Here is a 15,596-nt window from a genome sequence, read left to right as displayed (position 1 = left end):
ATGTCCATCGACGAAGACGCAGCCGCACGGCGCATCATGGACCAGTTCGGTGAGGAGAGTCGGATCCCCTACCTCAACATCGAGGAAGGCGACGTTGGCGTCCTGATCGCCTTCCCGATCGTTGGTCTGTTCATTGCCGGCCTCACTGGCGTCGAATCACTTGCCCTGCCGTTCGTCGCGGGTGGCTTTGGAGTCGGCGTTGCGATCGTCTACGTCTCACCCGACCACCTCAACGCGTGGACGTGGACGAAAGACGTCTATCGCTACGTCAAGCGGCCCCAGACCACATTCAGCGCCCCTGACGAGGGCGACAGTAGCACCAACGAGACAGAGCGCAACGAGGGCGGGCTCGCGAACTACACGCCGTTCACGCCCGACGAGCGGACGCAGGATCTCACGAACATCCAGCGTGCGTGGCCGGGGGCTGGCGCGATCCAACGCGCCGACGGGACGATGGAGGCGTTCATCGAGGTCGACCCCGGCAACATGGACTTCGCGATGTCCGACGACTGGGCACAGCTTCAGGACGCCGGCGAAGAGTTCGCCAACAACGAACTCGACTCGAAGCTCAAACTCCACGCGACAACCCGTTCGTTCCCGGTGGAACGGATCACGGAGACGATCGAAGACCGCCTGAACGACGAGGACGTCAAAGCAAACCCGATCTTCCGAGAACTCCTCGAGGAGTACCGGGAGACGCGGCCGAAGGAGATGCGTGAACGGGGCATCCAGCAGGTGCGGTACTACATCGGCGTCGAGGTCTCCCCGCTGGAGGTCTACGACCGCTTCCGCGACGAGGGGACGCCGGCCGAGAAGCTGACGCAGTTCCCCGTTATCGGGTTCCTGTTCACCCCGTTCGTGACCCGCCGTGAGGACCTCACCGACGTCGAGCGCCGCGCACAGATGTTCGAGAAACTCGATAGCCGGGTCAACGACGTCCGGTCAGAGTTCATCCAGCAGGCCTCGGGCTGGTCCGCACGCCGGCTCAGCACGGTCGAACTCTTCGTGTTGAATATGGACTTCTGGAACGGCCGCGAACACGAGGACGAGGACGCAGAGCACGTCGTTCGCGAACAACCGATCATCGGCCATTCGCGCCGGGAGGATGCCCACGATGCGTAATCTCGTCCTCCAGACGGGCAGCGGAGCCGTCGGCCAGTTCACGGAGTGGCTCACGAATCCGACCTCAGCTGAAGGTGCGGCTCTATACATCCTGCTCGCGGTACTGGTCGGGATCGGCGGGAAACTCCTCTGGGACTGGTACACCGACGACGACGAGGAGGAGGTCGAGTTTTCGGACCTGCTCGACGAGGAGACCATCGAACAGGGCGCGGCCGAACGCCAGCTTCTCGACGACATCGCCGAGTCACACAAGACGGTGACCGCGCCGGTGGCGATCGAGTGGGAGACGCGTGCGGCACGGGTCGGCGAGCAGTGGACGACGACACTGTACATCGCTGATTACCCGGACTACCCCAACGACGGCTACCTCTCCGAGCTCTTCGAGATGACGGACGTGCAGTTCGATCTGACGGCCCACATCACGCCGAAAAATCAGGAGCGGGCGCGGAACGAACTGCAGGATATCGCTGACGACCTCCAGGTAGATGCTGACCTGGAACAGAGCGTGCGGAGTGCCTACCTGCAGGAACGCGCCAACGAGGCCGCAGCGACGTACAAGGCCGTCGAGAACGGCGCGAACGTCTTCGACCAAGGGATGTTCATCACGGTTAGAGCCGACGAGAAGGAGGACCTCCGCGACGCCGTCCAGAAGGTCAAGAGCGCGCTCCGTGACGACCCGGCGAACCTCACGCCGAAGACGGCGATCTGTCGACAGGATCTCACCCTCCAGTCCGCCGCACCCATCGGTGACAACGAGTTCGGGCGGACGTCGATTGCGCTCGGCGGCGCCGTCGGCGCGTTACTCTCCTCGCCGCACAACGCGACGATCCTCGAGGAAGGCGGCGTCGAGTTCGGGATTCACAAGGACAACCAGAGCCCGGTCGTCATCGATCCGTTCGCGCGGGACAACGGGTATGCGATGTTCACCGTCGGCGACACCGGCTCGGGGAAGTCGTTCAGTTCGAAGCAGAACTTCATACGCTCCATCGAGCAGAGCAAGGACCGTATCGGCATCATCCTCGAACCGCTGAACAACTGGGCCGGCGTCGCCGAAGCCCTCGACGCCAAACGCATCACTGTCGGCGGGACGCTCGGGCTGAACCCCCTGGAGATCCGGGAGACCCCCGAGCACGTCCAGCGGGCGATGGGTGAGGACGCGAGCCCGTTCAACGAGAAGCTCGACGACGCGATGAGCTTCCTGACGAACTTCTTCGCGCTCCGCGGCATCTCGCTGGGCGACCGTCGGACGACGCTGGAACTCGGGCTCAAGCGGGCGTACAAGCGCAACGGGATCACCGACGACATCTCGACACACGGCAACCCGAGCCCGACGATTCGAGACATGATGGACGTCTTCGAGGATATGGTCAACGACCCCGAGGAGTTCGTCGTCCGGTCGGACGAGGAGGCAGGGAAGATCAAGGAGGACGCGACATGGCTGCTCGACCAGCTCCGCCCCTTCGAGGAGGGAGGTCGGCACGCCAACCTCGGCCAAGAATCGGACTTCGACATCCGGGACGAGAAGGTCATCTACCTCGACCTCGCCCAGCAGGAGGGCAGCGTCGACAGCAGCACGGCGCTGACGATGCAGCTGCTCATCTCGTTGGTGTACGAGCGGGCGAAAGTCTCGGATAAGGAGGTCGTGTTCTACATCGACGAGGCCCGGTACATCATGCAGGACGCCGCGAGTCTGGCGTTCCTCGAGACGGTGTTCCGCCACCACCGCCACCACGACCTCTCGATCCGGCTGGTCACGCAGACCGTCGACGAGTTCTTCGAGCACGCCGAGAGCGAGGCGATCCTCGACCAGTGTGCGGTCAAGCAGTTCCACCGCCTCGACGGGATGGACGAGGCGTGGGCTGATGAGTTCGGGCTGAACTACGCGCAGATGCGGTTCGTCCAGGACGCTGTGCCGGGCAACGAGGACGCCGGCTTCTCCGAAGCCCTAGTGGGCGTCGACGGCGAGTGGCGCGGCATCCAGGTCAAAGCGATGTCCAAAGAGAAGCAGGTCATCGACTTCGACCCGACCTCACAGGTTCGGTCCTCACTGCCCGGCGCCGGCGACGACGCCGTCGATACCGAGATGCAGGAGTTCCAGGCAGAACTCGAGCAGCGAGTAACGGACGGAGCGAGCGGATCGGAAACCGACGACGACGCAGACGTCGTCGCAGCCGAGTCTGATGGCGGCGCAACGGAGGGGAATGATGATGACTGACTACCTGCGCGTCACCCCCACGTCCGAGCGGCTTGACCCGGAGAGCATCTCTCGGGTCCTCGACAGTCTCCACAAACTGACCACGCCGGGGTCGACCGGCCTCGGAGCGAAGCTGAACCCGGTCCATAGCGAGACACCACCACGCTTCGAGTTCCTGGCCTTTAGCGATAGCCCGGATGGGCCGGTGGAGTTCTACTACGGCGCCGATGCCCATCTCGACACCCTCGAGAAGCGACTCCGCTCGATCTACCCGACCACGTTCGACATCGAACGCGTTGACGTCGACGTCGCCGCTCGCCTCATCCAGCCGGTCGAGTGGACGCCGGAACAGTTCGTCAGCCACTACGAGGACGGGTCCCTCCAGTACGAGTTCGGGGCAGACGAGCGGTACGACATCGCCGAAACGGACGGCGAGCAAGCAGAACCGACAGCTGCGGGGTCGGCAACCGACGGTGGTGTAGCCGTCGATTCGGTCCCTGATAACCACGTTGTCGTTGGTGAGACAGCTCTCGAACTGGCGCCGCCAGCAGCGCTCGATACGGACGACGAATCGGACGCCATCGAGAAGCCGACGATGACCCCTGGCGGAACGATTCTGGCGCGGCCAGCACCCGACGCCGTCTCGCCGCTCGGGGTTCGGTGGTGTGGCTCCGCGTCGCGGAAGCAGGACTGGATGACCTCGCTGACGCCGTTCACGGCGGAGGAAACGAACGGCGACCTCTCGTCCGTCGACGAACCCGGCGCGGCGCTGGCGTCGCTGATCGACCACCTGATGGAGGCGACAGCGCCGACCGCGTTCCAGGTTGTCTTCCAACGGCGCGCCAGCTGGCAATCCGACGCTGAGGTGCGGAAAGAAGACCTCGTCGACGGCCGCGACACGTTCTTCCAGGAGGTTGTCGAGTCGTTGCTCACGGTCGATGACCAGCGGGGCGACCAGGACGACCGGCAGCTCAGCGAATCCGTCGAGAAGCGGATCGAGTACATCGACGCGAAGAACGCCAAACGGTCGTTCACGGTCAACATCCGGGCCGTCGGCGTCCCCACTGACACCACCCGCGACGAACTCGATGCCCGGATGGGCTCGCTCCTCCCCGTGTTCGACCCGCTTGATGGCCCGTTCTACGAGGTCGAGGGACAACGCCTTCGGGACAGTGGGTTCCGTGAGAAAACGAAGGAGAAGAAGGCACGGGCCGCTCTCCGGCGCCTCCTCAATCGCGAGTTGACGACAAGCCGGGGGAAGACCCGCCTCGAACTGGTCCTCTGTGGGACGGAGCTCGCGAACTTCGTCCTCGTTCCCTCCTCAGAGCAGTTGACCGTCGAAGGGACGCGGGGAACCAGAGCCGAACAGCAGAGTCGGAACCCACTCCCGTGGCCGAATCCGGATCTGATCCAGCAGTTCCAGGAGGGAATGGCTATCGGCTACGCGCTCGATGAGAACGGTGAGCCACGGCCGGATCCGATCCGACTCCCGCCGGACCTGTTGCCGACGCATTACGGGCGGTTCGCGTCGACGGGGGGCGGGAAATCGAAGGCCATCATCAACGACGCACTCTCGCTCCGCGAGACGACGGGTGGCCCCGTCGTCCTCGTCGACCCGAAGGGGGACGGAATGTGTGAGAACTACCTGCGCTGCCACTACGAGCGGTTCGAGGGTCTGGACGACGTCTACCACTTCCGCGTCCCGGAGACGGTTCCCGCGTTCTCCTTCTTCGACATCCGCCCCGCGCTCGAGGCTGGTCGCAACCGTGAGGACGCGATTCAGGACAAGGTCGACCATTTCCACGACATCCTCCGGATGATTATGGGCCGCGAGCAGTACGGGCAGGCGTTCGTCGCGAACGAGATCCTCAGCTACCTGATCAAGGCGCTGTTCGACGAGGAGTACGGGAGCGACGTGTTCGGGCTGGACGACCTGTTTGACGCCGCACTCGAGATGCAGCGCGACCAGACGATCCCGTCCGTGTCAGCGGACAACCAGAACATCGAGGAGTCGCTGACACGCCACTTCGCGAAGGATACCCACCAGTTCCAGGTGTCGATGGACGCCGTCGGGAACCGTCTCGACAAACTCAGGGAGGATGCACATCTCCGGCAGATCTTCAGCAACGTCCCCGAGCAGAACGACGCCGGCGAGTACGTCGACAACCGCTTCGACTTCCGCGAGTTCCTCGATGAAGACGCCACCATCATCTTCGACCTCGGCGATCTTCGGCCGGAGGCACAGCGCGCGATCACCCTCCTGTTGTTGAGTAACCTCTGGGACGCGGTGCAGGTGCGCCGTCGCGACGGCCAGACCGACTACGAGAAGCTCACGAACCTCATCATCGAGGAGGCGGCGCCGGTCGCGTCGACGAAGCTCGTCTCCGAGCAGCTCCTGCCGCAGGGGCGGTCGTTCGGGCTGAGTATGGGGCTCGTGATGCAGTTCCCCGAACAGGTGCGGAACCGGAACGAGCGAGCCTACGACGAGGTGCTCAACAACATCAAGACGAAGCTCATCGGGAACATCTCGATCGAGCGTGATCTCGCGGAGTCGCTTGCCCACGAGGACCTCAGTCCGACTGACCTCCGCAACCGGATCAACACGCTACCGAGCGGCGAGTGGATCGCCCAGCTCCCGAGCCCATCGTTCGGGGAGACTGGCCCCGCTCCGTTTTCGCTGAAACCGCTCCCGATTGCGCCGGGGCATCCAGAAAGCGACCAGCCGCTCACAGAGTCCCAGGAAGACCATTTCGAGTCCGTGTCCCGACCACGGATGGTCGAGCGGACAGAGACTCAGTACGGGCTGCCAGAGCCGACTGAGTCGAACACTGCTCCGGAAGAGTCTGGCTGGGGGAGTTCGGGTGCCGAAACGACAGGCTCGGCTGCCGACGGCGACTCAGGAACGGACCCGACGCAATCCGCGTTCATCAGCGAATCGACGACGGAGGACGCGTCGACGTCGACCACGCAGCCCGAGACGGACAGCGAGCCAGATGCAGACGAGGCAGAAATGAGCCCCCTGTTGGGGCAAGCCTCTGAGACGGACAAGGAATCAGCAGATGACCGAGTAGCGCAGCCGGAGAACGGGGCAACGCCCGTCCAAGAAAGCAGCGTGCCCGTCCCCGATGACGAACTCCGGCAACGCGGGCTCAGTCGAGACGACGTCCGGTTCCTGAATCGGGTCCTCGACGTGATGAACAGGGGCGACGGCGAGTACACTCTTCTTGACTCGATGCGTGCGCTTCGAGACGAGTTCGAGGAACTCAATCTCCAACGCCTTATCGACCAGAACCTCGTCGAGGAAGCCTCGGCCTGTGGTCGCAAATACTACACCATCCTTCCAGCGGGGCGTGAACTCCTCGGCGAAAAGTTACAGGTGGGTCCCGGACTTGGCGATATTGGAGAGAAAACGCCGCACAAGGTTGGGATCAGGCTCCTCGAGTTGTGGCTTCAGCAGCAGGACGACGTCGCCCGCGTTGAGCCGTACTACGAACACGATGACGACACCGTGTTCGACGTCGCCGGCTTTGACGCAGATGGTAAACTTGTCTGGGTCGGGGAAGCAGAACTCCCGAGCAACAACACCCACGCGCCAATCGACGATTACGATAAGCTGCGTTCGGCAGACGCAGACGCGATCTGGGCGTTCAACAACCGCGAGACGGCGCTCGATGTCCTGGACAAGCTGTCCGACGCGGATCGGATCGAGGAGAGCGTCAGCGGACGGGACGCACGGTCGTTCTCGTCGATCCAAGACGCTGTGGCGGAGTTCGACGCAGCGGGAATGACCACCGTTCGGGGGTTCAAGAACCTCGACCAGGAGGTCAACCAATGACGTGGCGGCAGGCGACCCGTGAGGAGATCTACGCCTACTACGCCGAGGAGTTCCCCCGCTATCTGGATGACCTGCCGGAATTCATCACGGCGACCGGCCCGAAACAGTACGCCGTCGCCTTCCGCGAGTCCCACCCGGTTCGCAAAGACGTGGTGCCGGACAAGGACTTCATCCGGCGGGATACGTGGCAAACAGATCCGTCGGGGGACCGAACGACACGCGAGTTCGACGACTTCGAGGACGTCGTCGAGTTCATACGACACCCCGCTCGCAACGACCCGCTGGGGCGGAGCAAGTTCGCGCTTGCTGATCCGGAGGTATTGGAGAAGCCGGACCCACGGCCCGACGCCGTCTACTACGCGCTGGATCACTGGGAACGGCCGTGGGTCCTCCTCGTCGACATCGACGCGAAAGAGATTGCCCGAGACCGAGCGGAGGAGCTGGTCTCGGCGGACGTCGACGACCGGGACGACGACGCGCTCCTCGACGCTGCGGGTATCCTCCACGCCGCTCCCGAGGGGTATCCGTACGCCTTCGAAGACATCGACCGCGCCATCGAGTACGGGTTCGAGGTGCGTGACATCTTCGAGGACGATTTCGACGCCGAGGAGACGATGGTCGTCTACAGCGGGCAGGGGGTCCACGTCTACCTGCTGGATACCGACCCGGAACACCGGTACGACGAGCAGAGTCGTGAGGTGTTGAACGACCTCCTCCTCGAGACGTACGACATCCCGATCGACCCCGTCGTGACGGCCGACCGCCGGCGGGTCGCTCGCCTGCCCTACTCGCTGCACGCCGACGTCTGTAGCATCGTCCAACCCATCGAGAGCCCGGCGTTCGACGTTCGGTCGGCGACGCCGGAGGTGATTGACGAATGAGTCCGAGTACACCTACCGACGACGAGGACATGGCGTATCGAGTTGCGGCACTCCCGCTGGAGTACGGAGAGATCCGTATCAACCAGCTGTTTACGCGTGGCTACAACCGATACGTCGTCGACGGCGAGGACCAACCCGAGGACCTCGTGAACGACGTCGAGCGGTTCGGGACGGCGGCGTTCAAAGAGCAGGTTCGTGTCGACGCCGCCGAAGAGCCGTTCGTCGACGAGCCGGGGACGCTCGCCGTGCTCGCGACGTTGAGTGCGATCTGTGTGAAAGCGCACCCGAAGTTCGAGCATACGTCACCCCGGAACATCCAGGTGTTCTACGACATCCGGGAGCTGTACGTCAACAATCTCGCTTCCCTCATCCACGCCCACGGCGATGGGTCACTCCAGCAGGACATCGCCGACGTGCTGTACAGCAAGGAGCCCGGTGAGGATGGCCCACATCCGGGTCGGGTCTGTACGGGCATCACAGAGATGCCGGAATTCGGGGATGGCCTCTACCTGGAAATCCCGATGGCGGCGGCCTCACGCAAATGCCTTGTTCGGGAGGACGAAGCGGCGACGGGGAGTGACGATGGCGGGGAGATACTGACGCGAGTGAAGGACAACAACCTGTACGTCCCGGTCGGTGATTTCGACAGCAAGTATCGGGACTACGCTGAGCAGGCGTTCAAGAAGCTCCTGCGGGTGCAAGAAGACGGACTCTCCGACGACCAGCTATCGTGGCTGACCACGAACGAGTCGGCGATTACGGAGCGGATCGACCGCTTCCTCGAGACCGGCCATCACGAGCGAATCTGGCGGAACTGGGACCGTGGAGAACGGACGATCCGCGTCCTCCGACGGGCCCTTAGTGACGCCCCCGACGACGTGGCTCAAAAGGGCGAGTTCCACACGGCGAAGGAGCTCTACCGAGCGGTTACGGCGTACGACGCCGAGGACGAGTGGGAATCCTCTGTAACGGACTGGATCTCGAGTCCAAGCAGTCTCGCGAAGACGCTGGCCGACCACGAGTCCCACTCGGCAGTCACGATCGATCGCGACGGGCGCGTCAATACGTACCGAATCGGGCGAGCCGGAACCGGCGCCGAGCAGATCGAGGTGCGGGATATCGAGGATCTCTTCGAGCTCCCCTGTATGGCGAATATGGAGGAGCGGCTACACGAGAAGAAGCCCGTTCGGAAGGACCTCTACAACTTCGCGCGGATGGTGATGTGGCTCCCGCAGTATCAGGACAGCAGCCTCGACGAGATCGTCGCGGACCTCAAGGACGTCTTCTCCCGGTGGCCATGGTACGACGAGCAGGAGACCGAGTACCAGGTTCGCTACGAATTCTCGAACACGATCGACGGCGACACGCCGTTGCCGATGAACTGCGATAACGACGATCTACAGCGCTACTGTATCGGCCAGGACCAGTGTCCCTACTCGATCTGGGGCAGCCTCCCGTTCCCGGATGAGATGTACGAGCAGGTTGAGGAGGAATCAGCTGGGGCCGCTGAGCAATTCTGAATCAAGACTCCCCCGAACCTGTGGAACCCTAAGAGAGTGTGGAACTGAATGCGGAATTTACAACCGGATATCTACCATCTTGACCAGCGCCACGAGGACCTCTGTGAACCGTCTGGACGGTCATGTATGGTCATCCAAGAATTGTTCCGCTGTGTTGTCGCCTTCGGCGAAATATTCTTCGGCTATGTCCAGTGCGGCGCGGCGTGTGTCCGGTTCCTCATCCAGTCCAGGTTCAAGGATGCTTGCCGTTGTGTCTGTGAAGGATATCCCGTTTGGCCGTGAGTCTTGGGCCATCAGTTCGGTATAGACGTCGATGGCGCTGGCAGGATGGTCGTCGGCGTGGTTCGCGAGGTAGGTTTCTGTGGTTTCCCAAGCGCGTCGTTCCTGGGCGATGAGCGGGGCAGTATCGAGGAGAAGCGGGTTGAGTTCCTGGAAACCGGCCCGGTCCGCGATGAGAGGCAACCACTCGACGAACCACTGGAATTCAGCAGCGTAGGCTTCCGGATCGTCGATCTGGTCAAGCCGCCATTCCCAAAGTGTCCGTACTTTCGGCCAGTTCTCCCGAGTCTCTTCGTTGTCCTCACCCCACCGCCAGAGCTGCCATGCGGCCTGCCGTGCCAGGTCCGGGTCCTCTTTTGCGTAGAAGTAGGTGAGGAGACTTTGCGGGTCGGCTAGATCTTCGGCGCCGTCGAGATAGGTAATGAGTAGGTGGCGTGCCAGTCCTCGCTCGACATCCCGCGTGGCGGTGTTCTCGTTGGCGGCGATCAGGTCGATTCCGAGGCGATAGCAGGGCCGGAGGTGTTGGAACATCGTTTCATGGGGGCCGTTGAACGCGAGGTAGGCGTCCCAAACGGCAGAGAAGCGGTTTTTGGCTTGGATGGTCTGGTTGCGAGGGAACAACGTATCGAAGTTGTCGAGAATAAGGTCGTGGTCGAAGCTCCAGATCGTGTTCAGAGATCTACCGATGGTTGAGCGGGTGGAGAGGGATCCGTCTTGTATAGCGCGCTCCATCTTTTCGCGGACATCGGGGTCGAACGCGGATTCGCCTTCTTCGGAGTATCCCTCGTATCCCCGGAGGTTCGCAATTCGGACGGAGTACCCGATGAGGGCGGCAAGTGCGAGTGGCCTCACCGCATTGATGGCGATCTGCGCGGGGTTGTTGTATCCGGCATGTCCTTCCGGCGGATGTTCCCGTTCTTCAGTGGGGTGAGGGTCTTTGAGCTGCGTGAAGAGGATTTCCTTGATACGGTCGTCGTGGTCGAGGACGGATTCGAGGTCGCTGTTGCTGTACGCTGATTGGAAGAGCCGGGCCACGTTGATGCGGGCCGATTCAGACCATTCGTCGGGGTTGGTGGCGACCCCTTCGCAGAGGTCAAGGATTGGTGTCCAGGGAAGATCCTGTGGGAGGGCCTCTGGATTATCGTCAATCTTGTCCCGGAGGCCGCGTAGCACCTCGGTGACGTAGATGGAGGATGCGTTGCGTAATCGGGGAATTTCATGTTGGAATTCGGCGAGTTCCTCGAGGATGCGTGGCGTGACGGCCTCTGCGAGTCCGCGTGGGCTGACCTCAGCGAGTCCACCCTCCTCACGTTCGTTCCATCCGGTCGCCTCGAACGGTTCATCAATACAGTAGTCGATGAGATCAGCAGGAGACTCTTGCCAGATTTCCTCCTCTGTGAGGGGACTTTCTTGGGAGACGAAACCGCTACGGGTGTTCACGAGCGATAAAACGTTGTCCGGTTCTCCGTAATCGTCGATGAGGCGGCGAAGATCGTCATCGTGCTCGTCAGGCAGCCAGTCCCTGATCAGCCAGAGGCGGTCGCGGCGCCAGCGATGGATCGCAATGTCGGCAAGCTCGTCGGCTGTGTATTCGTCCGTTCGTTCGCTTCGGTCGGCGGCCACATCTTCGAGCGACTCTTGGACCGGGACATCGGTGATAATGTCGATGACCTGTCGGCGGTCCTCATCAGATAGCACGTCGATGCCGTCGCGAAGGAGACGGAGGAAGTCCTCCTTTGTCAAGACATCTCCATAGTTCGTTTCGTCGAGGAGTTCCTCGGCGACGAGATTGGAATAGTGGTCTCTGTGCTCCTTAAGAAGATATAGTCCTAGGCGCCGGAAGACGGTGATGTCGTCGAGGTAACGGGTGAGCAGTTCGGTACGGGCATCGTCGTCCGGGTTCTCCTCGATCCAGTGGTCGACGGCTTCGCGGTGGGTCTGGATGAGGAAGGTTTTGAAATCGGTGGTGGTCTGGTTGGTGAGGTCAGTTCCCGCGATACTGGTCGTTATCGGGCCTACGACCGCATTGGGGTCCCGGTCCCTGATTTCGCCTTCCATTATGACGGCTTCGCGGAGGCGTGCCTCCAGGACGTCGATTGCTTGGCCCCCTTCGGCCCGAACGAGTGTTTCGAGGGTGTCCTCCAGCGCCGATTCCAAGCTGTGGAGCCGAGTGACCGATTGGACGTTGTTGGGTTCTTCAGAGGTGGGTCGCCGTGGTTGGAGAAGTGCGTCGAGGAGGTCAAGTCCAGCTTCGGTTTCACCGCCCTCGATGATTTCTTGGAGGAGTTCGGTGGCTTGGAAGCTGTGCCAGTCGGGAGGTGATACGGCGATGGATTCTGTCACGACATCAACGAGGTCTGCGGCGGTGTCGAAGGGAAGTTCGCGGATGACGGTGACGACGAGAGCGAGGGAATGCCGGTCCTTTGTGTCGGTGGATCGGATGATGTCGGCCACAATCTTGGGGTGATATGGAGCGAGGTCGCGGAGGTATCCGAGTAACACATCCGGTGGGTCGGTATACTCGCCTCGCTCGTGGAGGGTTTCGGCCCAGGAGACGTCTGTTGCGCTGTCGAAGAAGTAGTTGTACAGTGTTTCACGGTTCTCAAGGTTGTCCAGTATAAGGTGGGCGAACTCGTCGTTATCTGAGATATCCCAGGTCCTGATCTCATCGAGGATGGTTTTGGCAGTGTAGTAGCCGAGTCCCTCTTCATCGTCGAGCATCTCTTCCAAGAACTGTTGTGCGTGGTCTGCAGTGTCGGAGCCGCCGGGAATATCGCCGATCTGGTCGGTCGTCGCTCCCTCGCTTCGCATATAGAGGACGAGCATGAACCGGAAGACGTCCTTGCCGAGGCGTTCATCGAGTTGGGATGTCACCTCTTGGATGGTCCGGTTCTCTTGGACAGCGTTCCAGGCGTAGAGGTAGCGTTGGAAGTCGAGATGTCGGAATCGGTACTTTCGGTTGCCCGGACGGTCAGTGGCGACTTCGATGACGCCCTTGTTAATTAGTCGGCGGTCGATCCAGTCTTGGCTGGTTCCGACAGAAAAGATGTTGAGTCCGTCAGACTGGTCCTCTATCGCTTCGGTGGCGTAGGCGGTGAGACGTTCAATAACGTCGTCGCCGCTTCGCGTACCGTCATCAGGATGGTTCTCGCGGCCTAGCTGCTCCCGGAATTCATCCCAGAGTGAGACATCGCCGGTGACGCCGCTGAAGTCGACTCCGTCTTGAGCGAGCTGGGATATGATATCGAGGTTTTCGATTTTTCGGCCGAGCTGGACCAGTTCGTCGCTGGGGTCGTCGTCAATCAGGTCCCGGATATGGTCCTCTGCGTCGGAAGGTCGGAGCAGTCCGATGGTCACGGGAGCGGTGAATGATTCTGCGCTGGCCAGAGGTTCATATTCGGGGCGGGCATTAAGGTCATGGTCGCGACAGGCGAATGCGACAGCAACGTTCTCAAGTTCTGCAGCCTTCAGGATGAAGTCCCGGTAGATGTTAGCAGCCTCGCGGTCGATATCGTCCAGTTGGTCGACGATGACGAGGACATGGTTGTCGACTGCGACCTGTGTGATGGGGCGCTCAATCCCATCGTCGAATCCGAGGCCGGTAGAGAGTTCGACAACGTTCCGGACCGTGGAGTGCCTGCTGGCATCAATAAACAGGACGTCTTCCTCCCATGCTTCGGTAACTCCCGCAAGGACGCCGCTTTTTCCGACTCCACCTTCCCCGGTCAGTGGCACGTTGTCACCGCTTTCGAGTCGATCCATGACATGGTCCGTTTCCGGCCGTGGAATGTGTCCGACGCCTTTAATCGTGGTCTGAATCCGGTCTAGTGCTTGGCTGGTTTCCTCGGAAAATCGATCCTTAACCGACTGGAGTCCTGGATAGCGTGACTTCAGTGTGCGTCGGTTCCAGATGATTGTCAGGAGTGTAGCAATACTCAGGATGTTGCCTCCGGCCGCAACTTCGATAAGAGAATATTCTAACGGGGTTGTCCGCAAGGAGTTCAAGGTTGGATAGAGGAGGAGAACCACGATGCTGCTCAGTCCGAGGTAGAGGAGTGCGGAGGCAAGGATACCGGTGCGTTTCCTGACTCTTTCGTTGGTTGTGTACTGTGCTGCGTCTTGGAGGAAGTACAGGAGGAATACAAGGCTGAGAATAAATCCAGCCCCGAGTACGAGATACGCTTGAATTGAGTGGGAGATCTGGATGCCTATCACCCTGAAACGAAAGACAACTAGTGCTCCGATAGCTGCTGTCCCTCGAACAAGGACGTGACTCGGAAAATCAAGCTCCCCGCCAAAGGTTGTGTATGCGATGATCACCTCCTTGAGGCGGGAGAGGCACATTTAGGTATAGAATCATTATTCAAGTGTTATAATATGTGCGGTACAGTGGGCCCAATTGAAGAGAATATCCTGAGACTCCGAAGATGATGTTGGTGTTCTGAGTGATTCGACGAGGTGATTTTGTTACAGTTGAGGGCTAGGAGAGGGTGCTGCAGTAGTAAGCCGCTGGGTTCGGTGTCGGGTGAAATATACGAACGTATAATTGACGGTGTCGAAGGTTCGCAACAAATGTCGGCGGCTTTCTGTATCACTCCCCTATATTCAGCAAGCCGGTTGTGGAAGTCCAGAGATTCCAGCAGATCCAAAACTATCAGTATTTCGATGATTATTTCGCGGACTAGAATCGTGTTCTTCTGAACTCCCGTCGAGCAATTCACATCGGCTAACACGCCCGGAATCGAGATAATCGGGGGTATTTCACGATTCGAATTGCCGATCCGGAGGACCTCGAGAGACGCAGAACAGGTAAAGGAGCGGTACCAAGGTATCCAGATACGCCCGAAATCACCTTCGTCACCCCGCGGTCGAGCCATTTCTGAAATCACAGGATTATCCCGGAACTCGTCGAGGTACTTTCTACGCCCTCAAGTCGGCCCGACGGGGCTCTTCTGTAATTTGAGTCCGTCATTTCGGCTTGCATATCGCGGTTTTCTTCCAAAGATAGAGGCGATATGCAGTGTGCGAAGGCCGCCGGCTCTCTCAGGCCGAGGGGCCATCACAGGGGTAGTTGGGTCAAGAAAGTATCAGAATTAGCGCATAGGTTGACCGGGTGCGTTTCGGTGGTGTCTGTTGTCCCCGCGAGGGGTAGCGGGGCGCAACACGCGCCCTCGAGAAACGATGGCTTCGGAACGGCGCAGCAACTCACGATCAGCGGATCACGCAGGAACTACCACCGACGATGAGGCGCCGTGGGCGGACCTCGAGATGGCGGTTCCGACCGACCGGGATCACGCGTCGGTCGTCGCCCTCGTGGAGTGTGCTCTCGTCGAGCTCACGCACGAGGCTGTGGGCGCCGTCGTCGTCGCCCACCAGGTCGGGCGGTCGACGCGGACGCAGTACGTCGCCCGCGACGACGTCGGCGCGCAGTGCCAGACGCGGCACGTCGACGACCGGCTGTGCTGGCACGAGACCACCGTCCCTCGACGACCCGTTCAAGACGAGCGCATCACCCGGCTCACGCGGTCGGCATTGACACGAACCGACGGGCTGCGGACCGAACGGGAACCGAACCCCACCTTCACCGGCAAATCGGGGATGCCCTCGAGACCCCCGACCGTCGACTTAACCAACAAACCCGGTTTCCTGTCTCTTCGTTGGTTACCACTCGACGCCGTCGGCATCACGGACCGATTCGCGCCGACCGTTGTCCAGTTTGTCACCCCCGAGAGGGGTGCGGGGCGCGCTGCATCGGCGTCGCCGCG

Annotated in this window: 6 protein-coding genes and 1 pseudogene; 6 read left to right on the top strand and 1 reads right to left on the bottom strand. The window is 61.1% G+C overall.

The window, feature by feature from the left end; genetic code table 11:
- From B9G49_RS01105 to B9G49_RS01085, 5 genes are read left to right on the top strand one after another with little or no spacing between them, the layout of a single operon-like run.
- Positions 1-1,122 (top strand): hypothetical protein, encoded by a 1,122-nt coding sequence (locus B9G49_RS01105; protein ID WP_086215074.1) that lies wholly within the window; start codon positions 1-3, stop codon positions 1,120-1,122.
- On the top strand, positions 1,106-3,337 hold the full coding sequence (locus B9G49_RS01100) for a VirB4 family type IV secretion system protein (RefSeq protein ID WP_198943784.1): 2,232 nt from the start codon (positions 1,106-1,108) through the stop codon (positions 3,335-3,337). The genes B9G49_RS01105 and B9G49_RS01100 overlap by 17 nt, the downstream gene beginning before the upstream one ends.
- Positions 3,330-7,151: a hypothetical protein gene (locus B9G49_RS01095; RefSeq protein WP_086215072.1), complete on the top strand. Its 3,822-nt coding sequence runs from the start codon at positions 3,330-3,332 to the stop codon at positions 7,149-7,151. Before B9G49_RS01100 ends, B9G49_RS01095 begins: the two co-directional genes overlap by 8 nt.
- On the top strand, positions 7,148-8,032 hold the full coding sequence (locus B9G49_RS01090; RefSeq protein ID WP_086215071.1) for a DNA primase: 885 nt from the start codon (positions 7,148-7,150) through the stop codon (positions 8,030-8,032). The genes B9G49_RS01095 and B9G49_RS01090 overlap by 4 nt, the downstream gene beginning before the upstream one ends.
- Positions 8,029-9,552: a primase-associated protein gene (locus B9G49_RS01085; protein WP_086215070.1), complete on the top strand. Its 1,524-nt coding sequence runs from the start codon at positions 8,029-8,031 to the stop codon at positions 9,550-9,552. The genes B9G49_RS01090 and B9G49_RS01085 overlap by 4 nt, the downstream gene beginning before the upstream one ends.
- Before the next feature lie 120 nt (positions 9,553-9,672).
- Here the strand turns inward: B9G49_RS01085 and B9G49_RS01080 are convergent, their stop codons facing one another.
- Complete coding sequence (locus B9G49_RS01080) at positions 9,673-14,175, bottom strand: ATP-binding protein (RefSeq protein ID WP_143414657.1); 4,503 nt, start codon at positions 14,173-14,175, stop codon at positions 9,673-9,675.
- Positions 14,176-15,012: 837 nt separating this feature from the next.
- Between B9G49_RS01080 and B9G49_RS01070 the strand changes: the two are divergent.
- Positions 15,013-15,447 (top strand): annotated as a pseudogene (locus B9G49_RS01070) (hypothetical protein); the annotation flags it as partial.
- Positions 15,448-15,596 lie beyond the last annotated feature (149 nt).

Source organism: Halorubrum sp. SD683, assembly GCF_002135045.1.
Classification (GTDB): Archaea; Halobacteriota; Halobacteria; order Halobacteriales; family Haloferacaceae; genus Halorubrum; species Halorubrum ezzemoulense.
This window is presented reverse-complemented; position numbering and strand designations above follow the sequence as displayed.